Raw genomic sequence first — 26706 nt, 5'->3', positions numbered from 1 at the left:
TGTCAACAGGATTGACGCAATGCGACGCCGGTTGTTCCATCACCTTGCCGCGCGGCTCTTCCCCGTCCCGCCTCCCGAGGAGCCCTCATGCCATCCGTGCCGCCCCCGATCTCCGCACCCCCGCCCGGTCCCGCCCTGAAGCGCTCCCTCGGCGTCGTCGACGGTGTCGCCCTCGCCGCCTCCAGCACGGCCGCCACCACCAGCATCGCCATCGGCATGGGCACGGTCGCCTCCGTCGTCGGCCTCCAGGCCCCCGCCCTTCTGCTGCTGGCGTTCCTGCCGGTGCTCGGCATCGCGTTCGCCTACGCCCGCCTCAACCGCTCCGAGCCCAACTGCGGCAACGGCTACGTGTGGGTCGGCACGTCCCTCAGCCCCTGGCTGGGCTTTCTGACCGGCTGGGTCACCGTGGTCGGCTCGATCGTCTTCTGTGCCTACACCAGCGCGGTCATGGGCTCGGTCCTGCTGATCCTCGCCAACCGGACCGGTGTGCACACCCTCGCCGGCGTCGCCCTGGACCCGACGTCCACGGGGATCAGTACGGCGGTCGGGCTGGTGGTCCTCCTCGTCCTCGCCGTCCTGACCTTGACCGGTACCCGCGTCGCCACCCGGTTCCAGTTCGGCCTGCTGGTCTTCGAGTACGTGGTGCTGCTGGCCCTCTGCGGCTGGGCCGTCGGCACCGGCGACCACGCCTTCTCCCTCTCCTGGTTCGACCCGTTCGCGATATCCGACGGCACCGCCTTCGCCCAGGGCATGGTCCTGGCGGTGTTCTTCTTCTGGGGCTGGGACGCGGCCTTCAGCGTCACCGAGGAGACCAGGAGCCCCGGCGACTCCGCCCGGGGAGGGCTCATCGCCCTGTTCGCCATGCTGGGGCTGTTCCTCTTCGCCTCGGTGGCCTTCCAGCGCGAGATGAGCCTGGCCGAGCTGATCCACAACGGCCCCCAGGCCCTGCCGTACCTGGGGGAGAAGCTGGCCGCCGAGCCGTGGTCCACGCTGCCCGTGATCGCGCTGCTGTTCTCCGCCGTCGCCTCCGTCCAGGCGTCGCTGATCCCCATGGCGCGCGGACTGCTCGCCATGGGCCGCGACCGCACCATGGGGCCGGTGTGGACGCGGGTCCACCCCCGGTACGGCACTCCCGCCGCCGGAACGGTCGTCCTCGTCGCCATCGCCGCCGTGACCGCCGTGCTCGCCGTCGCCATCCCCAAGCTGAGCGACATGCTGCTGGCCGCCGTCAGCGCCATCGGCCTGGTCGTCGCCCTGTACTACGGCCTCACCGCGCTGGCCTGCGCCGTCCGCTTCCGTTCCGCGCTGCGCGAGGGGCCGCGTGAGGCACTGCTCGCCGTCGGTGTGCCTGCCGCGTCCAGCCTCGTCCTGCTGGGTCTCGGCGGCTACCTCGGGTACTCGTACCTGACCATGAGCGACCACTTCGAACTCAGCCCCGACAACGGCTGGTTCATGTTCTCGCTGCCCGCCGGCATCGTCCTGGCCGGGCTCGTCATGGCCGCCGTGGCCAAGTACGGCAGGCGCTCCCCGTACTTCGCCACGGGGCGCGGCACCGACGCGGAAACCCTGACCACCCTGCCGACGGACCGCGAGACGGTCTGACGCCCCCGTCCGCCCCACCCCTCCCACGGAGTTCACGCCACATGTCTCACGCCCAGCCCACCGTCGCCGGACCCGCCGACCTCGTCCTCACCGGGGGACCGGTGCACACCGTCGATCCCGCCCGCAGCCGCGCCACCGCCGTGGCCGTGCGCGGCGGGCGGATCGCGGCCGTCGGCCACGACGAGGTGCGCGAGCTGATCGGGCCGCGCACCGAGGTCGTCGACCTGGCGGGCAAGCTGCTGCTGCCCGGCTTCCAGGACGCCCACGTCCACCCCCAGGGTGCCGGCCTCGAACTCGGCCTCTGCCACCTCGGCGACACCACCGACCCGGACGAGTACCTGCGAAGGATCAGGACGTACGCGGACGAGCGTCCGGACGCCGAGTGGATCACCGGCGGCGGCTGGTCGATGGAGGCGTTCCCCGGTGGTACACCCACCGCCGCGGCCCTCGACGCGATCGTCCCGGACCGGCCCGTGTTCCTGCCCAACCGCGACCACCACGGTGCCTGGGTCAACAGCAGGGCGCTGGAGCGAGCGGGCATCGACGCCCGCACTCCCGATCCCGCCGACGGCCGGATCGAACGCGACGCCGCGGGAAACCCCACCGGGATGCTCCAGGAGGGCGCGGCCCACCTGGTGGGCGCCCTGGTCCCGGACCCCACACCGGACGAACAGCTCGCCGCCCTGCTGCGCGCCCAGTCCGTCCTGCACTCCCACGGCGTCACCGCCTGGCAGGACGCGATCGTCGGCGCCTACACCAACATGACCGACCCGGCCCCCGCCTACCGGGCGGCCCTCGACCGGGGCCTGCTCACCGCACGCGTCGTCGGCGCCCTGTGGTGGGACCGGGAGCGGGGCGCGGAGCAGATCCCGGAACTCGTGGCCCGCCGCGAGGAGCTGACCCGCGACCGCTTCCGCGCCACCAGCGTGAAGGTCATGCAGGACGGCATAGCGGAGAACCACACGGCGGCCATGCTCGACCCGTACCTCACGGGCTGCGGCTGCGCCTCGGACAACAGCGGCATCAGTTTCGTCGCACCGGCGGAGCTCAGGAAGTACGTCACGGAACTCGACGCGGCCGGCTTCCAGGTCCATTTCCACGCCCTCGGCGACCGGGCGGTGCGCGAGGCGCTCGACGCCGTACAGGCGGCCCGCGAGGCCAACGGGTGGCGGGACACCCGGCACCACCTGGCCCACCTCCAGGTCGTGCACCCCGCCGACGTCCCCCGCTTCCGCACCCTGGGCGCCACCGCCAACCTCCAGATGCTGTGGGCCGCCCACGAACCGCAGATGGACGAACTGACCCTGCCCTTCCTGGGCGCCGAACGCGGCACGCGCCAGTACCCGTTCGGCGACCTGCTGCGGGCCGGCGCGACGCTGGCCGCGGGCAGTGACTGGCCGGTCAGCAGCCCCGACCCGTTCCAGGCCATCCACGTTGCCGTCAACCGCATCGCCCCGGAGGCGCCCGAGGGCACCCCGGTCTTCCTCCCGGGGCAGCGCCTCGACCTGGGCACCGCCGTCGCCACGTACACGGCGGGCAGCGCCTACGCCAACCACCTGGACGACATCACCGGCAGCATCACGGTCGGCAAGGCCGCCGACCTGGTCGTCCTCGACCGGGACCCGTTCGCCGGGCCGCCCGAGGAGATCGCCGCCACCCGCGTCCTGGAGACCTTCGTGGCGGGCCGGCGCGTGCACGCGGCGCCGGACGCGTAGGCGCTCCCCGCCGAAAATCCCTACCGCTGGTGGCCGCGAAGGACGCAGACTCGGCCCATGGCGGACATGGGATCGTTCCGGGACGCGGTCACCGCGTGGGCGGCCGGTGGCCCCGGCGGGCCCGCGCACGAGCTGGCCGGGCGGCTGTCCGTGCGGACGGCCGTCCTGCTCGAAGGGCCGAGCGACGCGGCGGCGGTCGACGCGCTGACCGCCCGCGCGGGCCGGGACCCGGCGGCGGAGGGCATCTGCGTCCTCCCGATGGGCGGCGCCATGAGCGTCGGCCGCTTCGCCGGCGTCCTCGGCCCGTCCGGCCTGGACCTGCGCCTCCTGGGGCTGTGCGACGAGCGGGAGCGGGGTTACTACGTGCGCGCCCTGGACCGGGCGAACGCGGCACCGCACGACCTCTTCGTCTGCGCGGCCGACCTGGAGGACGAACTCATCCGCGCGCTGGGCGAGTCACGGGTGACGGAGCTCGTCGAGGCGGAGGGCGACCTGCGCGCCCTGCGGACCTTCCTCCGCCAGCCCGCGCAGCGTGGGCGCACCGCACAGCAGCAACTGCGCCGCTTCTTCGGCACGAAGAAGGGCCGCAAGATCCACTACGGCCGCGTCCTCGTCGAGGCCCTCGACCCCGCCCGCGTCCCCGCGCCGCTGGCGGGCCTGCTCGCCCGGCTCTGACGGCGGGACATTCAGGCCGCCGCCAGCTCGCACCACACGTATTTTCCCCGGTTGCCGTGTCTGGCCAGCGGATGCCAGCCCCATACGTCGGCACAGGCCCGGACGAGGGCCAGGCCCCGCCCGTCCTCGTGCCCGGCCTCGGCGTCGAACGGCCGGGGCGGCTCGGGCGGTTCGGGATCGGCGTCCCAGGCCCCGATCCGCAACGTCCCCGGGGGCGACCAGCGCACGCGCAGGGCGGCGGGGCCCTTGGTGTGCCGTACGGCGTTGGAGACCAGCTCCGTCGCGAGGAGTTCGGCGACGTCGACGAGGCGGATGAGTCCGTGCATGGTGAGGATCAGGCGGAGGGTGCGGCGGCTGACGGTGACGGCACGGAGGTCGTTGGGGATGTAGAGGGAGTACTCCCAGGGTTCGTTCTCGGGCATGCGGAACTCCGGTGTGTGGGTGGGGGGTGAGAACGGCCCCGGTGTCATTGCCGCAGCCGTCATGGCAGGACGGGGCGGTGCGCTTCCGGTGGCCCGGTGCCGCACGGTGTGCGTCGCGTCACTGACGGTAGACCTTAAAGTTTCGGCGCGGCAAGCCGATCCCGTAATCTGACCCCCGAACGAGTCGCGTCGACAGGCGCGTTGGAGCGAGGAGCGGTCCATGCCCACGAGACGTGAACCGACAGCGCGGCAGCTGCGCCTGGCGGTGGAACTGCGCAGACTCCGTGAGGCGGCGGGCCTCACCGCTCGGCAGGCCGCGGCGATGCTCGGCGTGAGCAACGTCCAGATCAGCCAGATCGAGGCGGGGCTCTCGGGAGTGAGCGAGGAGCGGCTCCGGCGCCTGGCCTCTCACTATGCCTGTACCGACGAGAGCTTCGTTGGCGCGCTGGTCACCATGGCCACCGATCGGACGCGCGGTTGGTGGGAGGAGTATCGGGGGCGCCTGCCCACATCGTTCCTGGACCTCGCAGAACTGGATCACCATGCGACGTTTCTGCGAGAGGTGGCGATCCTTTACGTACCGGGTCTGCTGCAGACGGAGGAGTACGCCCGCGCAGTCTTCTCCGCCCGCGTTCCCGAACTCACCCACGAAGAGCTCGAATTGCGTGTCAGTCATCGACTGAGGCGTCAGCAGATCACCCTCCCGTACGAGCTCGTGATTCATGAAGCGGCTCTGCGTATCAGGGTCAGCGACCGCGTTGCCTCTCGGGCTCAACTCGCAAAGCTTCTGCAGCTGTCGGAAGCGGACCATGTCAGCGTGCGTGTCATCCCCTTCGATCTGGACGGCTTCGCCAGGGCTGCCAGCTCCATGACCTACGTGGGCGGCCCTGTTCCCAGACTGGACACGGTGGTGCGCGACGTACCCCATGGCTCTGCCTTCATTGATTCCGAAGCGCAGCTCAGCGCCTTTCGAACGCGCTTCCGTAAAGTGGAGGCCGTTGCGCTCGACCCCGAACGGTCGCGTGACTTCATCAGCGGGCTTGCAAAGGAGCTGTGAGGTACTCCATGGACAACTGGCGGAAGTCGTCCTACTCAGGTCCTGACGACGGAAACAACTGCGTCGAGGTCGCGACTCGCGCCACCCACGTCGCCGTCCGCGACAGCAAGGCCCCGACTCGCGCCACCCTCGTCTTCCCGGCCGCCGCCTTCGCCCTCTTCGTCGGGGCGTTGAAGAAGGCCCCGAGCATGGACGGCGTCCTCTGAAGAGGTTGGTGCCGTCCGCCTTCGGCGACGGTGATCACAGCCGGAGGCAGGCCGCTGCCCTGCGCCTGCGGCGGGCGATCGCTCGGACGGAAGAGGTGACGCGAGAGCGGACCCCCGTCGGGCGTCATCCGGAGGAGGCCGACGATGTGCTGGGCACCTTCGCCACGGACGGCGCCCTCGGCTTCGACCCCTTCCCCTTCCTCCGAGCGCTCCACGCCGCGGGCTCGCGTGCGGTGGTCATCGGCCAGGTCGCCGGCATCATGCACGGCTCCACCGAACTGACCGGCGACCTCGACCTGCTGTGGGACGGCACGTCCGACGAGGCGGACGCCTTGCGTGACGCCCTCGCCCGGTGCGGCTGCACCGAACTGCCCGATCTCACCCGCGAGCAGGTGGGGTACCGCGTCACCGGTGCCGTCGGAGACCTGTGCACCCCCGCTCTCCCCTGGGGCGACATGGACGTCACGAGCTGCCTGACCCGGGCCGAGACCACCCGGGACCCGGCGGGCTTCGCCATCCGTCACGCCGCACTGGAGGATCTGATCCGCATGCGGCGAGCCCTCGGCCGGCCGAAGGACCACCGCCGAGCGGACGAACTCGTACGGCTACGCACCTGACCCGGGCGTCCGACCGGCCTTCAGTCGTCCTCGCCCCCTTCGCGCCGTTCCGCTGACGGAAAAGCCCGCACCCCGTCCGTCCCTGTCACACCCCACCGATACCGTCGGATCATGGCCACCCAGTCCGCGGGCGACGCCCCCGGCGAGCGTCGGCTCGCCATTCTCGAAGGCGTCCTGGAACGCATCACGTACGCCAACGAGGAGAACGGCTACACGGTCGCCCGTGTCGACACCGGCCGGGGCGCCGGTGATCTGCTGACCGTCGTCGGCGCGCTGCTCGGTGCGCAGGTGGGGGAGTCGCTGCGGATGGAGGGCCGCTGGGGGTCCCACCCCCAGTACGGGAAGCAGTTCCACGTCGAGAACTACACGACCGTCCTCCCGGCCACCGTCCAGGGCATCCGGCGTTACCTCGGCTCCGGCCTCGTCAAGGGCATCGGACCGGTCTTCGCCGACCGCATCACCCAGCACTTCGGCATCGACACCCTCACCGTCATCGAGGAGGAGCCCAAGCGGCTCATCGAGGTCCCCGGCCTCGGCCCCAAGCGGACGAAGAAGATCGCCGACGCCTGGGAGGAGCAGAAGGCGATCAAGGAGGTCATGCTCTTCCTCCAGACCGTCGAGGTGTCCACCTCCATCGCCGTCCGCATCTACAAGAAGTACGGCGACGCGTCGATCTCCGTCGTGAAGAACCAGCCCTACCGCCTCGCCGCCGACGTCTGGGGCATCGGCTTCCTCACCGCCGACAAGATCGCCCAGTCCGTCGGCATCCCGCACGACAGCCCGGACCGGGTGAAGGCGGGACTGCAGTACGCACTGTCGCAGGCCACCGACCAGGGGCACTGCTATCTCCCCGAGGAGAAGCTGATCGCCGACGCGGTCAAGCTGCTCCAGGTGGACACCGGCCTGGTCATCGAGTGCCTCGCCGAGCTGGCCGCCGAGCCGGAGGAGGACGGCGAGGACCCCGGCGTCGTACGGGAGAAGGTGCCCGACCCGGAGGGCGGCGATCCCGTCACCGCCGTGTACCTGGTCCCCTTCCACCGCGCCGAACTGGCCCTCTCCGCCCAGTTGCTCCGTCTCCTGCGTACCGGCGAGGACCGGATGCCCGGCTTCCGGGACGTCGCCTGGGACAAGGCGCTCGGCTGGCTCAAGGGCCGTACCGGCACCGACCTCGCCCCCGAGCAGGAGGCCGCCGTCAAGCTGGCGCTGACCGAGAAGGTCGCCGTCCTCACCGGCGGACCCGGCTGCGGCAAGTCCTTCACGGTCAGGTCCATCGTCGAACTGGCCCGCGCCAAGAAGGCCAAGGTCGTCCTCGCCGCTCCGACCGGCCGCGCCGCCAAGCGCCTCGCCGAGCTGACCGGCGCCGAGGCGTCGACCGTGCACCGCCTGCTGGAGCTCAAGCCGGGCGGTGACGCCGCCTACGACCGGGACCGCCCCCTCGACGCCGACCTCGTCGTGGTGGACGAGGCGTCCATGCTGGACCTCCTCCTCGCCAACAAGCTGGTGAAGGCCGTGCCGCCCGGGGCGCACCTCCTCTTCGTCGGGGACGTCGACCAGCTGCCCAGCGTGGGAGCGGGGGAGGTTTTGAGGGACCTGCTGGCGCCCGGCAGCCCCGTCCCCGCCGTCCGCCTCACCCGCGTCTTCCGCCAGGCCCAGCAGTCCGGCGTGGTGACCAACGCGCACCGGATCAACGCCGGGCAGCACCCCGTCACCGACGGCATGAAGGACTTCTTCCTCTTCGTCGAGGACGACACGGAGGAGGCCGGCCGGCTCACGGTCGACGTGGCCGCCCGCCGCATCCCCGCCAGGTTCGGGCTCGACCCGCGCCGGGACGTCCAGGTCCTCGCCCCCATGCACCGCGGCCCCGCCGGCGCCGGCACGCTGAACGCGCTGCTCCAGCAGGCCGTCACCCCGGGCCGCCCCGACGTGCCCGAGAAGCGGTTCGGCGGCCGGGTGTTCCGCGTCGGCGACAAGGTCACCCAGATTCGCAACAATTACGAGAAGGGTGAGAACGGCGTCTTCAACGGCACCGTCGGCGTGGTCACCTCGCTCGACCCGGTGGACCAGCGCCTCACCGTCCTGACGGACGAGGACGAGGAGGTTCCGTACGAATTCGACGAACTGGACGAACTGGCCCACGCCTACGCGGTGACCATCCACCGCTCCCAGGGCAGCGAGTACCCGGCGGTGGTGATCCCCGTGACCACCGGCGCCTGGATGATGCTCCAGCGGAACCTGCTGTACACGGCGGTCACCCGGGCCAAGAGGCTGGTCGTCCTCGTCGGCTCGCGCAAGGCGATCGGGCAGGCGGTGCGCACGGTCTCCGCCGGGCGGCGCTGCACGGCGCTCGACTTCCGGCTCGCGCGCTCATGACCCGCAAGCTCCACGCCCCCGCGGTCCGCCGCCAGAAAAAATGATCGATCATATGAGTCGCAAAGGTCACAGAGCACTTCCGGAACCACGGGAGAGGGGGCAGGATGGGCAAGTTGGCGGCACTCAGTGCCGCCAATAGGCCCGATGGTCGACCCCGAGTGCACTCTCCTGAGCCAAGTGGGGGATGGTAGAGACAGTCAGGGCACCTCGAAGATGAGGCACTACGTCGGTGAGGGAAGACGTGAGCGACAACTCTGTAGTACTGCGGTACGGCGACGGCGAGTACACCTACCCGGTGATCGACAGCACCGTCGGTGACAAGGGCTTCGACATCGGGAAGCTCCGCGCCCAGACCGGACTGGTGACACTGGACAGCGGGTACGGCAACACCGCCGCCTACAAATCCGCCATTACGTACCTGGACGGCGAGGCGGGCATCCTCCGGTACCGCGGCTACCCGATCGAGCAGCTCGCGGAGCGCTCGTCCTTCGTGGAGGTCGCCTACCTGCTGATCAACGGCGAGCTGCCCACCGTCGACCAGCTGTCCGCGTTCAAGGGCGAGATCACGCAGCACACCCTGCTGCACGAGGACGTCAAGAACTTCTACAAGGGCTTCCCGCGCGACGCCCACCCGATGGCCATGCTGTCGTCGGTCGTCTCCGCGCTGTCCACGTTCTACCAGGACAGCCACAACCCGTTCGACGAGCGTCAGCGCAACCTCTCCACGATCCGGCTGCTCGCCAAGCTTCCGACGATCGCGGCGTACGCGTACAAGAAGTCGATCGGTCACCCGTTCGTCTACCCGCGCAACGACCTCGGCTACGTCGAGAACTTCCTGCGCATGACCTTCTCCGTCCCGGCGCAGGAGTACGAGCTCGACCCGACGGTCGTCGCCGCCCTGGACAAGCTGCTGATCCTGCACGCGGACCACGAGCAGAACTGTTCGACCTCCACGGTCCGCCTCGTCGGCTCCTCGCAGGCCAACATGTTCGCCTCGATCTCCGCCGGCATCAACGCCCTGTGGGGCCCGCTGCACGGCGGCGCCAACCAGTCGGTGCTGGAGATGCTCGAGGGCATCCGCGACGCGGGCGGCGACGTCGACTCCTTCATCCGCAAGGTGAAGAACAAGGAGGACGGCGTCCGCCTGATGGGCTTCGGCCACCGGGTCTACAAGAACTTCGACCCGCGCGCCAAGATCATCAAGGCCGCCGCGCACGACGTGCTCTCCGCCCTCGGCAAGTCCGACGAGCTGCTGGACATCGCCCTGAAGCTGGAGGAGCACGCGCTCTCCGACGACTACTTCGTCTCGCGCAGCCTCTACCCGAACGTCGACTTCTACACCGGCCTGATCTACCGGGCCATGGGCTTCCCGACCGAGATGTTCACGGTCCTGTTCGCCCTCGGCCGGCTGCCGGGCTGGATCGCCCAGTGGCACGAGATGATCAAGGAGCCGGGTTCCCGCATCGGCCGCCCGCGCCAGATCTACACGGGCGTCGTCGAGCGCGACTTCGTCCCGGTCGAGGAGCGCTGACACCTGCCGGTGGGGGCGCCCTGCGCCTACTGAGAGGCCGTCGCTGAGGGGTGTGGGCGACTGCGGGCCGGCCGTGGCTGGTCGCGCCCGCGCGGCGGAGCCGCATGTCGGCCCAGCCCCGCGCCCCTTCGGGCGCTTGCAGCAACCGTAGAAAAAACTTGCAGCAACCGTAGAAAAAAGAAGGCGCCCTGGCGCCGGTCCCCCCACGGGCCGACGACCAGGGCGCCTTCCCATGTCCCGGTGCGGATTCCCCCCACGGGATCCGGCCGGGCGTCTGTGAGGACAGCGCCTGAATCGCTGTGAACGTGCTGCAGACATGCTGCGGTCTGCCGGGACAGCGCACGCCCGGGAGGGCCGCTCAAAGCTTCCCGGTGTACGTGTCCCGGCAACGCATCTCTGGGAAAGTCCCCCAAGACATCCCCAGATGCCAGGTGGCGCCCCCCAAGACGCTGCCTGACATCGCCAACTTAGACCCTCGAACCCCTTCGATGGTTACGTTCGCGTCACTGTGATCTGCGTCTCTTGCATATGTCCGTTAACTACGCAAGAGCCTCGATACGTCGAACGAGACCCCAGCGTAAGGAAGATGCGCGAGCCTTGTGAAGAGCTTATGTGAGGTACGTGCCGGACTCCAGAGGCACTTCGCCACACTTCACCCACGACCTCAGCGAAACGTGCGCAGCCGGAGGCTGTTGGTGACGACGAACACCGAGGAGAACGCCATCGCCGCGCCCGCGATCATCGGGTTCAGCAGCCCCGCGGCGGCCAGCGGCAGCGCGGCCACGTTGTAGCCGAAGGCCCACACGAGATTGCCCTTGATCGTCGCCAGGGTCCGCCGGGACAGCCGGATCGCGTCCGCCGCCACCCGCAGGTCCCCGCGCACCAGCGTCAGGTCGCTCGCCTCGATCGCCGCGTCCGTCCCCGTGCCCATCGCCAGGCCCAGATCGGCGACGGCGAGCGCGGCGGCGTCGTTGACGCCGTCCCCGACCATGGCGACCGTACGGCCCTCGGCCTGCAGCCGCCGGACCGCGTCGACCTTCTCCTCGGGCAGGACCTCCGCGATCACCTCGTCGATGCCGACGGACCGGGCGACCGACTCGGCGACCCGCCGGTTGTCGCCGGTCAGCAGCACGGGCGTGAGGCCCAGCCGGCGCAGCTCGGCGACCGCCTCGGCGCTGGTCTCCTTCACGGCGTCCGCGACGGCGACGACACCCCGTGCCACCCCGTCCCAGCCGACCACGACGGCCGTACGACCGCCCCTCTCGGTCTCCTCCTTGGCGCGGGCCACCCCGTCCGGCAGGTCGTCGTAGAGGCGCCCCACGGCCACCTCACGGCCCTCCACGCGGCCGCGGGCGCCACGCCCGGGGACGTTCTCGAAGTCCGCCACGTCCGGCAGCGCGCCGGCCCTCCCCATCTCGGCACCGGCCGCGACCGCGCGGGCCACGGGGTGCTCGGAGGCGTGCTCGACCGCGCCGGCCAGCCGCAGCAGCTGCTTCTCGTCGGTGCCCTCGGCGGCGTACACCTCGTGCAGGGTCATGCGGCCGGTGGTGACGGTGCCGGTCTTGTCCAGGACGACCGTGTCGACGCGCCGCGTGGACTCCAGCACCTCCGGGCCCTTGATCAGGATGCCGAGCTGGGCGCCGCGGCCGGTGCCGACCAGCAGCGCGGTCGGCGTGGCGAGGCCGAGCGCGCACGGGCAGGCGATGATCAGGACGGCGACGGCCGCGGTGAACGCGGCGACCGTGTCACCGGTGGCGCCCAGCCATCCCCCGAACGTGGCGACCGCGATCAGCATCACGACGGGCACGAAGACGCCGGAGACCCGGTCGGCGAGCCGCTGCACCTCCGCCTTGCCGCTCTGCGCGTCCTCCACCAGCTTCGCCATCCGCGCGAGCTGCGTGTCCGCCCCGACCCGCGTGGCCTCGACCACCAGCCGGCCCCCGGCGTTGACCGTGGCGCCGGTGACGGTGTCGCCGACGGTCACGTCCACCGGCACCGACTCGCCGGTCAGCAGGGAGGCGTCCACGGCACTGGTGCCCTCGGACACGGTGCCGTCGGTGGCGATCTTCTCGCCAGGCCGCACGACGAACCGGTCGCCGACCGCCAGTCGGGACACGGGTACGCGCACCTCCCGGCCGTCGCGCAGCACGGCCACGTCCTTCGCGCCCAGCTCCATCAGGGCCCGCAGCGCGGCGCCGGCGCGGCGCTTGGAGCGGGCCTCCAGCCAGCGGCCGAGGAGCAGGAAGGCGGTGACTCCGGCGGCGGCCTCCAGGTAGATCGCGGAGGCGCCGTCGGCGCGGGAGACGGTGAGGTCGAAGCCGTGCCGCATCCCCGGCATGCCCGCGTCCCCGAAGAACAGCGCCCACAGCGACCAGCCGAACGCGGCCAGCGTGCCGAGCGAGACCAGCGTGTCCATGGTGGCCGCGCCGTGCCGGACGTTGGTCCAGGTGGCGCGGTGGAAGGGCAGCCCGCCCCAGACGACGACGGGGGCGGCCAGGGTGAGCGAGAGCCACTGCCAGTTGTCGAACTGCAGCGCCGGGACCATGGCGAGCAGGACGACCGGGGTGGCGAGGACGGCCGAGACGACGAGGCGCCGGCGCAGGGCCGACAGCTCGGGGTCGTCGTCCTCCGCCTCCTGCCGTGTCGCGTCCTCGGCGGTGGGTTCCGGCGGTGGCGCGGGTTCCTCGGCGGTGTAGCCGGTCCTGACGACGGTGGCGACGAGGTCCGCCACGGGGGTGGTCGCCGGGTAGGTGATCCGGGCCTTCTCCGTCGCGTAGTTCACCGTGGCGCTCACGCCGTCCATGCGGTTGAGCTTCTTCTCGACGCGGGCCGCGCAGGAGGCGCAGGTCATCCCGCCGATGAGCAGCTCGACCTCGGCGAGGTCCGGCTCGGTGGCCGTGGGGGTGTCCGCGGTGGTGGTCATGTCCGGGCTCCAGGGGGCCGACCGGGCCGGGCGCGGCCGGCCCGTGAGCCGGTGCGGGCGGCCCGGTCGGCGGGGCTGTGGGTGCTGCTGCGGGCGAGGGGTGGTGGCGGCGGTCAGGCCCTGCCGACGAGTTCGAAGCCCGCCTCGTCCACGGCGGCGCGCACCGCCTTGTCGTCGAGCGGGGCCTCGGAGACGACGGTGACCTCACCGGTCGCGGCGACGGCCTTCACCGAGCCGACGCCGGGGATCTCGGAGATCTCCCCGGAGACGGCGCCCTCGCAGTGTCCGCAGCTCATGCCGCTCACCTTGTAGACGGTGGTGACGGAACCCTGGGTGTCGGTCTGGGCGGTCATGTCGTACTCCTCGTCGGGGCCGTGCGGGTCGGGTACCCGTGAGTGGGCGGGTATCCGCGAGTACCGTGGTCCGGCGTCGGACCACGCAAATCCCACTGTACCCCTAGGGGGTATGAAAACCGCTCAGTCTGCCGCGCGGTGGAGGGATTGCCGTACACGGAAGTGAGGACAGCGGATGCGCGCGGTGGTGTTCGAGAGGTTCGGGGAGCCCGCCGAGGTGCGCGAGGTGGACGACCCCAAGCCCGCGCCGCACGGAGTGGTGGTCCGCGTCGAGGCCACCGGACTGTGCCGCAGCGACTGGCACGGCTGGCAGGGCCACGACCCGGACATCACGCTGCCGCACGTACCCGGTCACGAACTCGCCGGGGTGGTCGAGGCGGCCGGCGACCGGGTGACCGGATGGCGGCCCGGCGACCGGGTCACCGTGCCCTTCGTCTGCGCCTGCGGAAGCTGTGCCGCCTGCGCGGCGGGCGACCAGCAGGTGTGCGAGCGGCAGACCCAGCCGGGCTTCACCCACTGGGGTTCCTTCGCCCGGTACGTGGCGCTCGACCACGCCGACGTCAACCTCGTCGCCGTGCCCGAGGAGATGTCGTACGCGACGGCGGCTTCCCTCGGCTGCCGGTTCGCCACCGCGTTCCGGGCCGTGGTCCAGCAGGGCCGGGTCGCGGCGGGGGAGTGGGTCGCCGTGCACGGCTGCGGCGGCGTGGGTCTGTCGGCGGTGATGATCGCCGCCGCCTCCGGCGCCCGCGTGGTCGCCGTCGACGTGTCGCCCCGGGCGCGTGAACTGGCGCGGACGTTCGGCGCGGCCGAGTGCGTGGACGCCGGCCGGACCGGCGACACGGCGGCGGCCGTCCGCGACCTCACCGGCGGCGGCGCCCACCTCTCCCTCGACGCGCTCGGCTCGCCCGTCACCTGCGCGGCGTCCGTGAACGGCCTGCGCCGCCGCGGCCGCCACGTCCAGGTCGGCCTGCTGCCCTCGCCGACCGGCACCACACCGGTCCCGATGGCCCGCGCCGTCGCCCTCGAACTCGAACTGCTCGGCAGCCACGGCATGGCCGCGCACACCTACCCGCCGATGCTGGAACTGGTCCGCACGGGCGTGCTCCGCCCCGACCTGCTGGTGACCTCCACCATCGGGCTGGACGCCGTACCGGCCGCCCTGGAGGCGATGGGGACGGCACCCGGCGCGGGAGTGACGGTCATCGAGCCGTGACGCCCGCCGCCCTGGGGCGGCCGCCGCGGGCGGCCCACTCGTGGTCGAGGACCGCCATGAGCACCTCGTCCACCCACTCCCCGTCGCGCCACGCCGCCTGCCGGCGCACGCCCTCCACCACGAAGCCGGCCTTCTCGTAGACGCGCAGGGCCCGGTGGTTGTTGCCGTAGACCTCGAGCTGGACCCGGTGCAGCCCGAGCTGCTCGAAGGCGTGCCCGACGATCAGCCGGGTCGCCTCGGTGCCGACGCCCCGGCCGCGCCCCCGCGGTCCGATCAGCGTGCGGAAGGTGCAGGAGCGGTTCGCCGGGTCCCACTCGTACAGCACGACCTCGCCGAGGAGTTCGCCGTCGGCGGGGTCGGTGACCGCGAGGTCGAGGCGGTCGGGCTGCGCACCGCGCGAGCCGTACCAGCCGCGGAGCCGCTCCGGGGTGAGCTCGCTGTCCGGCGGAAACGTGAAGCGCACGACCTCGGGGTCGTTGACGATCTCCCACATGCGCTCGGCGTCGGCCTCGGCGAACGGCCGCAGGACGGTCTTCTCGCCGGTGAGTACGGGTTTCACGGTGAAGTCCATGGACGGCACTGTGCCCCACGGTCCCGTGGGGCACAGAACGGTTTTCCGCCCTACCGCCCCCGGTTGCGGGGCCGGGACGCCACCCAGGCCCGGACCGTGTCCGCGTACCAGTAGGGCTTTCCGCCCTCCACATGGTCGGGCGGGGGCAGCAGACCGTGCTTGCGGTACGACCGCACGGTGTCCGGCTGGACCCGGATGTGGGCCGCGATGTCCTTGTAGGACCAGAGCCTTCGGTCGGTCACGAACGCACCTCCCCGCGCGCACCGCGGCGGCGACCGGGGACGGCCGCCGGGGGGAGCCGGGTGCTGCGCTGGCGATCACCAAGCCTGTTCCGGGTGAACGACGCCGGACGGCGGGTGGACAGGCCCCGTGCCCGGATGTGACCGAAGGCCCGCGTGCTCGTGACACCCGTGACACGGAGGCGGTGTTTGTGACACGAGTGCCGCAAAGACGTCCCCCGGAGTGCGGGCGCGGGGGGTTGACTCGGGCGCGGCGCGGCGTCGTCCCCGCGTGGGCGACCCGCCACCCGGAGTATGTCGTCCGAATGTCCGGACAAAACATTGACAGGCTCCGTGCGCGGGGCTAGAAACCGGGGGAGACCCAAGGCCGGGTACGGAGGGAAGGCGATGGCGCACGACCCGATCACCGGGGGCGGGAGCCCGCTCCCGCCGTCGCCGCCTCCCCCACGAAACGCCTCCGGCGCGGGAAGGCCGCTTCGCCCTGGCAGGAGCGAAGGGCGCGCGACGACTCCCCGCCCGCCTCGGCCCCGCGCCGGAGGTTCCGCCGTACTGCCCCACGTGTCCACTCGGACACCCAAACCGCAGACACAGTGTCGGGCGCGCGTCCGGGGGCCCGGCTGCTGAGATGGACCCATGGCCTTGACCGCGACCCGACCGTCGCCGGCAACGGCCCGTGAGCTGGACGAACGGCACGCTACGACCCGTCGCCGCCAACTGTGAAGGAGTTCTCGGTCATGACGAACATCGTCAACCACTGGATCGGCGGCAAGACCGCCGAAGGCGCCTCGGGCACGTACGGGCCGGTGACCGACCCGGCGACCGGTGAGGTCACCACCAAGGTGGCCTTCGCCTCGGTGGACGAGGTGGACGCCGCGGTCGCCGCCGCCAAGGACGCGTACCGGACCTGGGGGCAGTCCTCGCTGGCGCAGCGCACCTCGATCCTCTTCGCATTCCGGGCTCTGCTGGACGCCCACCGCGACGAGATCGCCGCCCTGATCACCGCCGAGCACGGCAAGGTGCACTCCGACGCGCTCGGCGAGGTCGCGCGCGGCCTGGAGATCGTCGACCTGGCGTGCGGCATCAGCGTGCAGCTCAAGGGCGAGCTGTCGACGCAGGTCGCCACCCGCGTCGACGTGTCCTCCATCCGGCAGCCGCTCGGCGTCGTCGCGGGCATCACGCCGTTCAACTTCCCGGCGATGGTGCCGATGTGGATGTTCCCCATCGCCATCGCGTGCGGCAACACCTTCGTGCTCAAGCCGAGCGAGAAGGACCCGTCGGCCGCCGTGAGGATCGCCGAGCTGCTCTCCGAGGCCGGTCTGCCGGACGGCGTCTTCAACGTCGTGCACGGTGACAAGGTGGCCGTGGACCGCCTGCTGGAGCACCCGGACGTCAAGGCGGTCTCCTTCGTCGGCTCCACGCCGATCGCCCGCTACATCCACACCACCGCCTCGGCCAACGGCAAGCGGGTCCAGGCGCTGGGCGGCGCCAAGAACCACATGCTGGTGCTGCCGGACGCCGACCTGGACGCGGCGGCCGACGCCGCGGTGAGCGCGGCCTACGGCTCGGCGGGCGAGCGCTGCATGGCGATCTCCGCGGTCGTCGCGGTCGGGGCCATCGGCGACGAGCTGGTGGAGAAGATCCGTGAGCGCGCCGAGAAGATCAAGATCGGCCCGGGCAACGATCCGACGTCCGAGATGGGCCCGCTGATCACCAAGGCGCACCGCGACAAGGTGGCCGGCTACGTCGAGGGCGCGGCGGCCGAGGGCTGCGAGGTCGTCCTCGACGGCACCGGCTACACCGTCGACGGCCACGAGGACGGCCACTGGATCGGCATCTCCCTGCTGGACCGGGTGCCGACCACGGCCAAGGCCTACCGGGACGAGATCTTCGGCCCGGTGCTGTGCGTGCTGCGCGCCGACACGTACGAGGAGGGCGTGGCCCTCATCAACGCCTCGCCGTTCGGCAACGGCACCGCGATCTTCACCCGGGACGGCGGCGCGGCCCGCCGCTTCCAGCTGGAGGTCGAGGCCGGCATGGTCGGCGTGAACGTCCCGATCCCGGTCCCCGTGGGCTACCACTCCTTCGGCGGCTGGAAGGACTCGCTCTTCGGCGACCACCACATCTACGGCAACGACGGCACGCACTTCTACACCCGCGGCAAGGTCGTCACCACCCGCTGGCCGGACCCGGCCGACGCCCCGGCGGGCGTGGACCTGGGCTTCCCCCGCAACCACTGAGGCGAAGCCCGGACAACGCGCGGTGCCCCGTCCCACCCGTGCGGGACGGGGCACCTCCGTGCCCTCAGCCCTGCTGCTGCGCCTTCACCTCGTCGGTGAGGTCACCGGTCTGGTCGGCGGGCGGGGCCACGATGTCCTGGGTGGCGCCGAACTTGTCGAAGTCCATGGTGACCGTCATGGCGCCGAACTCCTGCTTCAGGCGCACCGGCAGGTCCTTGTCGCCCACCCAGATGTCCATGGTGATCGAGCCGCTGCCGGCACCGGAGTTGAGCAGGCTGTCCTCGCCGCCGAGGGCCTCCTTGAACTTGCCCAGGTCGTTCTGGTCGAGCACGGCCCGGTAGTGCGTCGTGGGCTTGCCGTTGACGTTCTCCTTGCCGAGGTCGTCGACGTCGCTCGCGTACTTGAGGCCCTTCATGGAGTCCGCCGGGCTGCCGCCCCCGCCGCCCCCGCTGAACGCGGCGGCGCCGGACTCGCCGAACACGGCCGACCCGTCGATCTTCATCCACTCCTTGCCCGCGAGCGGGCCGGCGGGCTGCGGGTCGATGTCGTAGTAGTAGGCGCCGTCCACGAACAGCGTGCGCACCGTCGGGGAGTCCGTGAGCGCCTGCATCTGCGCGGCCTCGGTGTCCATCTCGACGTCGAGCGCGTAGCCGTCGCCCCAGGAGTACGTGCCGTCCATCGCGATGGGTTCGCCCGTGCCCAGGTCGGTCGTCGTCCGGACCTCCGCGGAGCCCAGTTCCTCGGTGCGGTCGGTGGCCCGGGTGAGGGCCGCCATGATGCTGTCCGCCTTGTCCACGGCCTTCGTCGCCGCCTTGTCCGCGGTCTCGGCGGCGTCCTTCGCGCCCTGCGAACCGCACGCGGACGTCGCCACGATCGTCGCCGCCGTCAGCCCCACCCAGGCCGCCGTGTACCTCAGCTTCATGAGTCCCCACCCGTTGCCGTGATCCTGTGATTCACCTGTGCCGCGGACTCTACCGGGCACCGCCGACAGCGCCCGGACACCGGAAGGCCGCACGTTTTTTTACCGGCCCGGCTACGGTTCCCGTACGCCTCAACGGGCCCCAGCCGACGGCCTGTGATGCGCTTTCCCGTTGTCCCGTCGACACCGATCAACGGATTCCGTAGGTAAACACCCATTGACGTGCTGGTTTTCGTCGAGGTTCTATCTTGCGCCGGGAGCGGACGAGAACCACGTACGACCAAGCCGCCGGAGGCGATAGCGCTCCCGCCCGAACCACACAGCACGAGTCGATCGGAACCGCTCCATGACCGACACGCTCCGCCCCGCCCAGACCGCCACCGCAGCGCCCCCGGATCAGCCGGACCACCCGGAGTCCCGGACGCTCAAGCGTTCCATCGGGGTGGTCGGCGGCACTCTCCTGACGCTCTCGTGCGTGACCCCCGCCTCCACGCTGTTCGTGGTCGTGCCCGACCTGTTCGGCTCGCTCGGCACCGCCACCGCCCTGACGATCGCCATCGGCTCCCTCCTCTGTATCGCCGTGGCGTTCTGCTACTCGGAGCTGGGCACCTTGATCCCCAGCGCGGGCGGCGAGTACGCCATGGTGTCGACCATGGCCGGGCGGCTGGCGGGCTGGCTGGTCTTCGTGCTGTCCCTGCTGGTCGTCATGATCGTCCCGCCGGTGATCGCGATGGGCACGGCCGACTACCTCGAACCGATCGTGCACCTCGACCCGTCGATGGCCGGCGCCGGCGTCATGGTGCTCGCCACCCTCGCCGGCCTGCTCGACCTGCGCGCCAACGCCTGGATCACCGGCGTCTTCCTGGTCCTGGAGGTCATCGCCGCCGCCGTCGTCGCGGTGCTGGGCTTCGCCCACGGCGAGCGCGGCCTCGGCAGCCTCGCCTCGATGGAGGTGGCCGGCGCCGACGGCCACACGGACGCCGTGACGGCCATGCTGGTCGTCTCAGGGCTCGCCATCGCCCTGTTCATCACCCAGGGCTTCTCCACCGCCGTCTACCTCTCCGAGGAACTGGAGCACCCGCGCCGCAACGTCGCCCGCACGGTGCTCGCCACCCTCGCCATCTCCACCGTGATCATCCTGGTGCCGGTCGTCGCCATCACCCTGGGCGCCTCGGACCTCGCCGAACTGACCGGCGGCGACATCGGCTCCATGGTCACCGCCTGGTCCAACTCGGCCGTCGGGACCTTCGTCAGCCTCTGCGTGGCCCTCGCCATCATCAACGCCGGCATCGTGATGGTCATCCAGAACTCGCGCGTGCTGTTCGCCTCCGCCCGCGACAAGGCGTGGCCCGAGCCGGTGAACAACCTCTTCGCCAAGCTCGGCCGGTTCGGCTCCCCCTGGGTCTCCACCCTCGCGGTCGGCGTGCCCGGCGCGCTGCTCTGCTTCGTCAACCTCGACACCCTGTACGGCGTCACCGGCGTCTCGGTGACCGGCATGTACCTGCTGGTCGCGATCGCCGCCCTGCTGTGCCGGCGCGGCGACCACCGGCACACGCAGGCGTGGCGCATGCCCCTGTGGCCCGCCGTGCCCGTCCTGCTGATCGTGGTCCTCGCCTACATCCTGACCCAGCAGGAGACGAGCTACCTGCTGTGGACCGGCGGCATCACCGCCGTCGCCACCCTGTACTGGGCCCTGTACCTGCGTCCGCGCCGTGACACCCGCTGGCTGGTGACCCTCCCGGAGGACACCCGGGACGACGCCCGGGAACCCGCCGGGGCGTGAGCCCGGACCGCCCCGTCGCCGTACCGCGTCCGCGGTACGGCGGCGGGGCGCCGTACGTCCGTGGGAGGGGCGGCGGTTCAGCCCCTGGAGGGCCCCCGGATCCCGGTGGCGGCCCGTACCGTTGACGCATGGATCTTCGACTGCCCCGCATGCGGGGGCTGCTGCGGCGGCCGCGGCGGATGGTCTCCGCCGCGGCCGCCGTCGTCGTGCTCGCCGGCGCGGGGACGTGGACGGCAGTCGCCTCCGACGACCCGCCCCCGGTACGACGCACCGACCGGATGATGTCCGTCGGCGACGGGGTGCGCCTGGACACCTCCTACTTCACGGCCGGTTCCGGCGGCCGCCGTCCCGCCGTCCTGCTCGCGCACGGCTTCGGCGGCAGCAAGGCCGACCTGCGGCAGCAGGCGGAGAGCCTCGCCCGGGACGGGTACGCGGTGCTGACCTGGTCGGCGCGCGGCTTCGGCAGGTCCACGGGGAAGATCGGGCTCAACGACCCGGACGGCGAGGTCGCCGACGTCTCCCGGCTGATCGACTGGCTGGCGCGGCAGCCGCAGGTGCGGCTCGACAAGGCCGGCGACCCGCGCGTCGGCATGGCCGGCGCCTCCTACGGCGGCGCGGTCGCGCTGCTCGCCGCGGGCCACGACGACCGCGTGGACGCCATCGCCCCCTCCATCACCTACTGGAACCTCGCGGACGCGCTGTTCCCGAACGGCGTCTTCAAGAAGCTCTGGGCGGGCATCTTCGTCAACACCGGCGGCGGCTGCGACCGTTTCGAGGACGCCCTGTGCCGGATGCACCAGCGGGTCGCCGAGTCCGGGGTGCCGGACCCGGCGGCCGTGAAGCTGCTCCGGGAACGCAGCCCGCAGGCCGTGGGCGAGCGCATCGAGGTCCCCACCCTGCTGGCGCAGGGCCAGACCGACTCCCTCTTCCCGCTCGGCCAGGCCGACGCCGCGGCCCGGGCGATCCGTGCGAACGGCGCGCCCGTCGACGTCGACTGGATCGCGGGCGGGCACGACGGCGGCGACCAGGAGACGGACCGCGTCCAGGCGCGCGTGCACTCCTGGTTCGACCGCTATCTGAAGGACGACGAGGGCGCCGCCACCGGCCCCGCCTTCCGGGTCACCCGCACCGGCGGAGTGGACTCCACCGACGGACAGGCCCAGTTGCGGGGCGCGAGCGCGGACCGGTACCCCGGCCTGGGCGGCGGGCCCGCCTCCGTGCCCCTGAGCGGACGCGAGCAGCGCTTCGCCAACCCGGCCGGCGCGAACCCGCCCGCCGTCTCCGCCCTCCCCGGCCTCGGCGGCGCGGGCGGGCTCTCACAGCTGTCCTCCCTCGGTGTGGGCGTCTCCCTGGACTTCCCCGGCCAGTTCGCCGCCTTCCAGTCGGCCCCGCTGACCGAGGACCTGCGCGTCACCGGCTCCCCGACGGCCACCGTCCACGTCCGCTCCACCTCCGACGACGCCGTCCTGTTCGGCAAGGTGTACGACGTCGGCCCCGGCGGCGCCGCCCCGGTGCTCCCCGCGCAGCTCGTCACGCCCGTCCGCGTCGAGGGCGCCAAGGTCGGCAAGGACGTCACCCTCACCCTCCCGGCGATCGACCACGAGGTCGAGAAGGGCCACCGGCTGCGCCTGGTCCTCGCCTCCACCGACCTCGGCTACGCCTCCCCGGCCGCCCCGGCGACGTACACGGTCTCCCTCGCGGGCGATCTGAAGGTGCCGACGGCACCCGGCGTCACCACGGCCGCCGCCCCGCTGCCCGCCTGGGTGTGGTGGCTGCCGCTCGCCGGTCTCGCCGTCGCCCTGGCCCTGCTGCTGACCGGCCGCCGCCGCACCGCCACGCCCGCCCCGGACCCCGCCCTCGCCGAGGTCCCGCTCCGGATCACCGGCCTCACCAAGCGCTACGCCGGTGCGGCCGACCGGTACGCGGTGCGGGAGCTGTCCTTCCGCGTCGAGAAGGGCCAGGTCCTCGGCCTGCTCGGCCCCAACGGCGCCGGCAAGACGACCACCCTGCGCATGCTGATGGGCCTGATCACGCCGGACGAGGGCGAGATCCGCGTCTTCGGCCACGCCGTCCGGCCCGGCGCCCCCGTGCTGTCCCGGGTCGGCGCCTTCGTCGAGGGAGCCGGCTTCCTGCCGCACCTGTCCGGCCGGGAGAACCTGGAGCTGTACTGGCGGGCCACCGGCCGCCCGCCCGAGAACGCCCACCTGGACGAGGCCCTGGAGATCGCCGGCCTCGGCGACGCCCTGGCCCGGGCGGTGCGCACCTACTCGCAGGGCATGCGCCAGCGCCTCGCCCTCGCCCAGGCCATGCTGGGCCTGCCCGACCTGCTCATCCTGGACGAGCCGACCAACGGCCTCGACCCGCCCCAGATCCGCGAGATGCGCGAGGTGATGATCCGGTACGCGGCCGCCGGGCGCACCGTCATCGTCTCCAGCCACCTGCTCGCCGAGGTCGAGCAGTCCTGCACCCACCTGGTGGTCATGGACCGCGGACGCCTGGTCCAGGCGGGCCCGGTCGCCGAGATCATCGGCTCCGGCGACACCCTCCTCGTCGGCACCGACCTCCCCGTGGAGGAACCGGTCGTGGAGAAGGTCGCCGCGCTGCCGGGCGTGGCCTCGGTCGTGCACACCGACGACGGGCTCCTGGTCCGCCTCGACACCGACGGCACGGCGCCCCGCCTGGTGGCCGAACTGGTCCGGCTGGAGGTGCCGGTGGCCTCGGTCGGCCCGCACCGCCGCCTGGAGGACGCCTTCCTCACCCTGATCGGAGGTTCCGCATGAGCGCGCTCACCGAGCGGACCGGGCGGCCCGCCGAGCCGGCCGCGTCCGCGTACGACTACCGGCCGGGCCGCACCCTGCCCCTGCGGGTGGAGCTGGTGCGTCAGCTGAAGCGGCGCCGCACCCTGGTCATGGGCGCGATCCTCGCCGCCCTGCCGTTCGTCCTGGTCGTCGCCTTCGCGATCGGCGGTGAACCGGACGGCCCCGGCGACCGCATCACCCTGATGGACACGGCCACCGCCTCCGGCGCCAACTTCGCCGCGGTCAGCCTCTTCGTCTCGGCGGGCTTCCTGCTGGTCGTCCCCGTCGCCCTGTTCTGCGGGGACACCGTCGCCTCCGAGGCGAGCTGGTCCTCCCTGCGCTACCTGCTCGCCGCACCGGTGCCGCGCGCCCGGCTGCTCGCGTCCAAGCTCGCCGTCGGGCTGGGGCTCAGCCTCGCCGCGATGGTGCTGCTGCCGCTGGTCGCGCTCGCCGTGGGCACGGTCGCCTACGGCTGGGGGCCGCTGGCGATCCCGACGGGCGGCTCGCTCGCCCCGGGGACGGCGGCGCTGCGGCTCGTGGTGGTCGTGGCGTACATCTTCGTGTCCCAACTGGTCACGGCCGGACTGGCGTTCTGGCTGTCCACCAGGACCGACGCCCCGCTCGGCGCGGTCGGCGGCGCGGTGGGCCTCACCATCGTCGGCAACGTCCTGGACGCCGTCACCGCCCTCGGCCACTGGCGCGACTTCCTGCCCGCGCACTGGCAGTTCGCCTGGGCGGACGCCGTCCAGCCGCATCCCGAATGGTCCGGCATGATCCAGGGCGCCGCGATCTCCGTGACGTACGCGCTCGTCCTGTTCGCCCTGGCGTTCAGGGGGTTCGCCCGCAAGGACGTGGTGTCCTGAGTGGCCAGGCGCCGCCCCGTTCTTTCCGGAAATTTTTGAATACTGCGCGGTCCAACCGGGTGAACCTGCGCAACCGATTCTCACGTGTCGGGTTTATGAAGCAGTAGGCATGCGACGCCACGAGAAAGGAACGCGCAGTGCCCGAGAAGGCAATGGGCACCGACGCCGTCGCCTGCTCCATCCGCGGTACACGGGCCTTTCCCGCAGGAATTCGCGCAGCACTTCAAGCAGGAAGATCACGACATTGCGACAGACCCTGAGCAGGGGAGTGTTCGCGGCGGCCGCCGCCACGGGCATTCTGTCCCTGTCCGGCACCCCGGCACTCGCTGACAGCATCGCGGTGGGAGCCACCGACGATGCTTCCGGTCTGCTGTCCGGGAACAACGTCCAGGCGCCCATCGACGTGCCGGTGAACGTGTGCGGCAACACCGTCGGTGTGCTCGCGGCGTTCAACGACGCGTACGGCAACGCGTGCGGCAACGTCTCGCACGCGGACCAGTCCGGCTCCGCCGGCGGCGCCCGGGCCGTGGGCAACACCGAGGAAGCCTCGGGAATCGCGTCCGGGAACAGCGTCCAGGCGCCGGTCCACGTGCCGGTGAACGTGTGCGGCAACACCGTCGACGCGCTCGCGGCGCTCAACGACGCGTACGGCAACTCGTGCGGCAACGTCTCGCACGCGGACTCGTCGTCCACGTCCTCGGACAGCGGCTCCGCCGACGGCGCGCGGGCCGTGGGGCACACCGAGGACTCCTACGGTCTGCTGTCCGGGAACAGCGTCCAGGCGCCGATCCACGTGCCGGTGAACGTGTGCGGCAACTCCGTCGGTGTGCTCGCGGTCCTCGACGACGCGTACGGCAACTCGTGCGGCAACACCTCGTACGGGTCCGAGCCCGGCTACGGCACCGAGGAAGAGCTGCCGCCGGCGCCCGAGACGCCTCCGACCACCGGCACGCCCACCACTCCGCCCGTGCGCACGGTCGACACGCCGCCTTCGGTGGGTGTCGAGGAGCCCGGCGAGACGCCGCAGCTGGCCGAGACCGGCAGCGCGGGCATGCTGACGGCCTCGGTCGCCGGTGCCGCGCTGCTCGGTGGCGGAGCGATGCTGTACCGCCGCGGCCGGGTCGCAGCCCGCCGCTAGCCGTTCCCGGGTGCCGGACGCGACCCGCCCGGCACCCGCTGTCCTCCTCGGCGAACCGCCCCCGGACCGACCCGGGCCACCACCAGGTGGCCGGGCGGACCGGGGGCGGTTCGCCGTGCCGGGCGGTCGTACGCCCCGGCCGGCGGCCCACCTGCGGGCCGCCGGCTCGTCTCGCGGCAGCGGCCCGCGGGTCGGCGGCGCTTCCGTCAGTGGCCCACCGGCGACGGCGACGCGCTCCGGCCGGCCACTCCCGGAACGGGGACCGTTCCGCGGGCCGGGGTCGTCCTGAGCCGGCGGCGCACCCCTTGGACGAGGGTCCTCGCCGTGAACGTCGCGCCGTGGACGAAACGCATGGCCGGGCCGAAACCGGAGGCCGTCACCAGGCCCGCGAGGAACAGGCCCGGGTGGGACGACTCGAACTCCCGGCCGGTCGCCGGGGAGCCGTCGGGCAGGATCGCCAGTGTGCCGCGCAGGTCGGAGGCGAGCATCCCCATCCGGTCGCAGCGCGGCTTGAACCCGGTGGCGGCGATGACGTGCTCGGTCTCCAGGGTGTGCACGGTGCCGTCGCGGCGCACCGTGTCCAGCCGTACGCCGCCCGCCACCGCGCTGGCCGCGGTCACCTCGTGGCCCGGCATCAGCTCCACCGCGCGCTCCACCCGGTCCCGCACCCACCACGCGCCGGCCGGCCCCAGGGCCGTGGCCGCGATCCGGGTCCGGGTCGCCTCCGGCAGCCGCCGGAACACGCCGGGGCGCTCGGAGTAGAACCAGTTCCGCCAGCCGGGGCCGAGTCCGCTGTGCGGCGAACGGAGCGTCTCCGTCCAGGGGCGCTCCCAGGGCGGCGGCACGTCGTTCCAGCGCACCTGCTCCGCCCGCGCCAGCACCCGCACCCGGGTGCCCTGTTCGGCGAGCAGCGCCGCGGTCTCCAGCGCCGCCTGGCCGCCGCCGATCACCGTCACGTCCTTGCCGCGGAACGGGGTGAGGTCGCTGTGGTGGCTGCTGTGCGTCACCAGCGCCGGGTGCAGCCCGCGCAGTGCGGGCGGTACCTCGATGAACGGCATCACGCCCACCGCCATCGCCACCGTCCGTGAGTGCAGTGCCTCTCCGTCCTCGGTGACCGCCGTGAAGCCGCCGGGGCCGGACGCCAACCGCGCGACCATGCGCTCGTCCACCTCCGGCACGGCGTGACGTGCGAACCACAGGCCGTACGACGCGAACTCCTCCACCGGGATCGGCTGCGCGTGACGTGCCGTCAGCCCCTTCTCCGCGCAGTACGCGTCCAGGCGCCAGCGTCCGTGGGGATCGGAGAGGTTGGACGCCCAGGGCTCCGACTTCAGGTACATGCCGCCGGGCATGTGGTCCCGCCAGGACGCCATGGGCCGGCCGAGCACACGCAGGTTCAGCCCGGCGGCCGCGGCGTGGGACGCGATCGACAGACCGTACGGACCCGCGCCCACCACCAGAAGGTCGTACATCA

The 26706-nt window shown here is 72.1% G+C and carries 21 protein-coding genes and 1 pseudogene; 15 read left to right on the top strand and 7 right to left on the bottom strand.

The window, feature by feature from the left end:
- The first annotated feature begins 87 nt into the window (after nt 1-87).
- From ACIRG6_RS03730 to ACIRG6_RS03720, 3 genes are read left to right on the top strand one after another with little or no spacing between them, the layout of a single operon-like run.
- The gene (locus ACIRG6_RS03730; RefSeq protein ID WP_364674577.1) at nt 88-1602 is read left to right on the top strand and encodes an APC family permease; all 1515 of its coding nucleotides are present in this window, start codon (nt 88-90) and stop codon (nt 1600-1602) included.
- 41 nt (nt 1603-1643) lie between these two features.
- On the top strand, nt 1644-3317 hold the full coding sequence (locus ACIRG6_RS03725) for an amidohydrolase (RefSeq protein ID WP_403320513.1): 1674 nt from the start codon (nt 1644-1646) through the stop codon (nt 3315-3317).
- 57 nt (nt 3318-3374) lie between these two features.
- Complete coding sequence (locus ACIRG6_RS03720; protein WP_403320512.1) at nt 3375-3992, top strand: TOPRIM nucleotidyl transferase/hydrolase domain-containing protein; 618 nt, start codon at nt 3375-3377, stop codon at nt 3990-3992.
- A gap of 11 nt (nt 3993-4003) precedes the next feature.
- On the opposite strand, the gene ACIRG6_RS03715 is transcribed toward ACIRG6_RS03720, so the two are convergent.
- Nucleotides 4004-4414 carry an ATP-binding protein gene (locus ACIRG6_RS03715; protein ID WP_364674570.1) on the bottom strand — a complete coding sequence of 137 codons (411 nt, stop codon included), beginning with the start codon at nt 4412-4414 and terminating at the stop codon, nt 4004-4006.
- 220 nt (nt 4415-4634) lie between these two features.
- Here ACIRG6_RS03715 and ACIRG6_RS03710 point away from each other — a divergent pair, with 220 nt between their 5' ends.
- The 5 genes from ACIRG6_RS03710 to ACIRG6_RS03690 all read left to right on the top strand — a co-directional run bounded on the left by ACIRG6_RS03710 (nt 4635) and on the right by ACIRG6_RS03690 (nt 10195).
- Entirely contained in the window at nt 4635-5471 is an 837-nt protein-coding gene (locus tag ACIRG6_RS03710; RefSeq protein WP_403320510.1) for a helix-turn-helix domain-containing protein, read from the top strand.
- An 8-nt stretch (nt 5472-5479) separates the two neighbouring features.
- On the top strand, nt 5480-5677 hold the full coding sequence (locus tag ACIRG6_RS03705; protein ID WP_403320508.1) for a DUF397 domain-containing protein: 198 nt from the start codon (nt 5480-5482) through the stop codon (nt 5675-5677).
- Between the two features lie 95 nt (nt 5678-5772).
- Entirely contained in the window at nt 5773-6294 is a 522-nt protein-coding gene (locus ACIRG6_RS03700; RefSeq protein WP_364674561.1) for a hypothetical protein, read from the top strand.
- Between the two features lie 111 nt (nt 6295-6405).
- Nucleotides 6406-8664, top strand: coding sequence for an SF1B family DNA helicase RecD2 (gene recD2, locus ACIRG6_RS03695; protein WP_364819389.1), 2259 nt, complete (start codon nt 6406-6408; stop codon nt 8662-8664).
- 241 nt (nt 8665-8905) lie between these two features.
- On the top strand, nt 8906-10195 hold the full coding sequence (locus tag ACIRG6_RS03690; protein ID WP_239767857.1) for a citrate synthase: 1290 nt from the start codon (nt 8906-8908) through the stop codon (nt 10193-10195).
- A 664-nt stretch (nt 10196-10859) separates the two neighbouring features.
- Here the strand turns inward: ACIRG6_RS03690 and ACIRG6_RS03685 are convergent.
- A complete protein-coding gene (locus tag ACIRG6_RS03685) occupies nt 10860-13118 on the bottom strand; it encodes a heavy metal translocating P-type ATPase (RefSeq protein ID WP_403320505.1) in 2259 nt (752 codons plus the stop codon).
- A 113-nt stretch (nt 13119-13231) separates the two neighbouring features.
- Nucleotides 13232-13471, bottom strand: coding sequence for a heavy-metal-associated domain-containing protein (locus ACIRG6_RS03680; RefSeq protein ID WP_239767861.1), 240 nt, complete (start codon nt 13469-13471; stop codon nt 13232-13234).
- A gap of 175 nt (nt 13472-13646) precedes the next feature.
- Here ACIRG6_RS03680 and ACIRG6_RS03675 point away from each other — a divergent pair, with 175 nt between their 5' ends.
- Nucleotides 13647-14684: a zinc-dependent alcohol dehydrogenase family protein gene (locus ACIRG6_RS03675; protein WP_364674549.1), complete on the top strand. Its 1038-nt coding sequence runs from the start codon at nt 13647-13649 to the stop codon at nt 14682-14684.
- Here ACIRG6_RS03675 and ACIRG6_RS03670 read toward each other — a convergent pair.
- Together ACIRG6_RS03670 and ACIRG6_RS03665 are read right to left on the bottom strand one after the other, a co-directional pair.
- Entirely contained in the window at nt 14671-15255 is a 585-nt protein-coding gene (locus tag ACIRG6_RS03670; RefSeq protein WP_364674546.1) for a GNAT family N-acetyltransferase, read from the bottom strand. The genes ACIRG6_RS03675 and ACIRG6_RS03670 overlap by 14 nt on opposite strands.
- 50 nt (nt 15256-15305) lie before the next feature.
- Complete coding sequence (locus ACIRG6_RS03665) at nt 15306-15497, bottom strand: helix-turn-helix transcriptional regulator (RefSeq protein WP_077801771.1); 192 nt, start codon at nt 15495-15497, stop codon at nt 15306-15308.
- 450 nt (nt 15498-15947) lie between these two features.
- Here ACIRG6_RS03665 and ACIRG6_RS03660 point away from each other — a divergent pair.
- Nucleotides 15948-16038: pseudogene (locus ACIRG6_RS03660) on the top strand (5-deoxy-glucuronate isomerase); the annotation flags it as partial.
- Between the two features lie 190 nt (nt 16039-16228).
- A complete protein-coding gene (gene mmsA / locus ACIRG6_RS03655) occupies nt 16229-17731 on the top strand; it encodes a CoA-acylating methylmalonate-semialdehyde dehydrogenase (RefSeq protein ID WP_364674543.1) in 1503 nt (500 codons plus the stop codon).
- 64 nt (nt 17732-17795) lie between these two features.
- Here the strand turns inward: mmsA and ACIRG6_RS03650 are convergent, their stop codons facing one another.
- Nucleotides 17796-18653, bottom strand: a complete 858-nt coding sequence (locus tag ACIRG6_RS03650; protein ID WP_403320502.1) for a hypothetical protein — start codon at nt 18651-18653, stop codon at nt 17796-17798.
- A 343-nt stretch (nt 18654-18996) separates the two neighbouring features.
- Between ACIRG6_RS03650 and ACIRG6_RS03645 the strand changes: the two genes are divergently transcribed.
- The 4 genes from ACIRG6_RS03645 (at nt 18997) to ACIRG6_RS03630 (ending at nt 25232) form a co-directional block, all read left to right on the top strand.
- Nucleotides 18997-20433, top strand: coding sequence for an APC family permease (locus tag ACIRG6_RS03645; RefSeq protein WP_364674538.1), 1437 nt, complete (start codon nt 18997-18999; stop codon nt 20431-20433).
- Between the two features lie 128 nt (nt 20434-20561).
- On the top strand, nt 20562-23213 hold the full coding sequence (locus ACIRG6_RS03640; protein ID WP_403320500.1) for a CocE/NonD family hydrolase: 2652 nt from the start codon (nt 20562-20564) through the stop codon (nt 23211-23213).
- Nucleotides 23210-24094, top strand: a complete 885-nt coding sequence (locus tag ACIRG6_RS03635) for an ABC transporter permease (protein WP_364674533.1) — start codon at nt 23210-23212, stop codon at nt 24092-24094. The genes ACIRG6_RS03640 and ACIRG6_RS03635 overlap by 4 nt, the downstream gene beginning before the upstream one ends.
- A 244-nt stretch (nt 24095-24338) precedes the next feature.
- Entirely contained in the window at nt 24339-25232 is an 894-nt protein-coding gene (locus ACIRG6_RS03630; protein ID WP_364819379.1) for a chaplin, read from the top strand.
- Between the two features lie 206 nt (nt 25233-25438).
- Here the strand turns inward: ACIRG6_RS03630 and ACIRG6_RS03625 are convergent, their stop codons facing one another.
- A complete protein-coding gene (locus ACIRG6_RS03625) occupies nt 25439-26704 on the bottom strand; it encodes an NAD(P)-binding domain-containing protein (RefSeq protein ID WP_364675045.1) in 1266 nt (421 codons plus the stop codon).
- Between the last annotated feature and the right edge of the window lie 2 nt (nt 26705-26706).

Source organism: Streptomyces flaveolus (genome assembly GCF_044765825.1).
Taxonomy (GTDB): domain Bacteria; phylum Actinomycetota; class Actinomycetes; order Streptomycetales; family Streptomycetaceae; genus Streptomyces; species Streptomyces flaveolus.
Note: the sequence above shows the minus strand (reverse complement) of the source record. Positions and strands in the feature narration are given on the sequence as shown.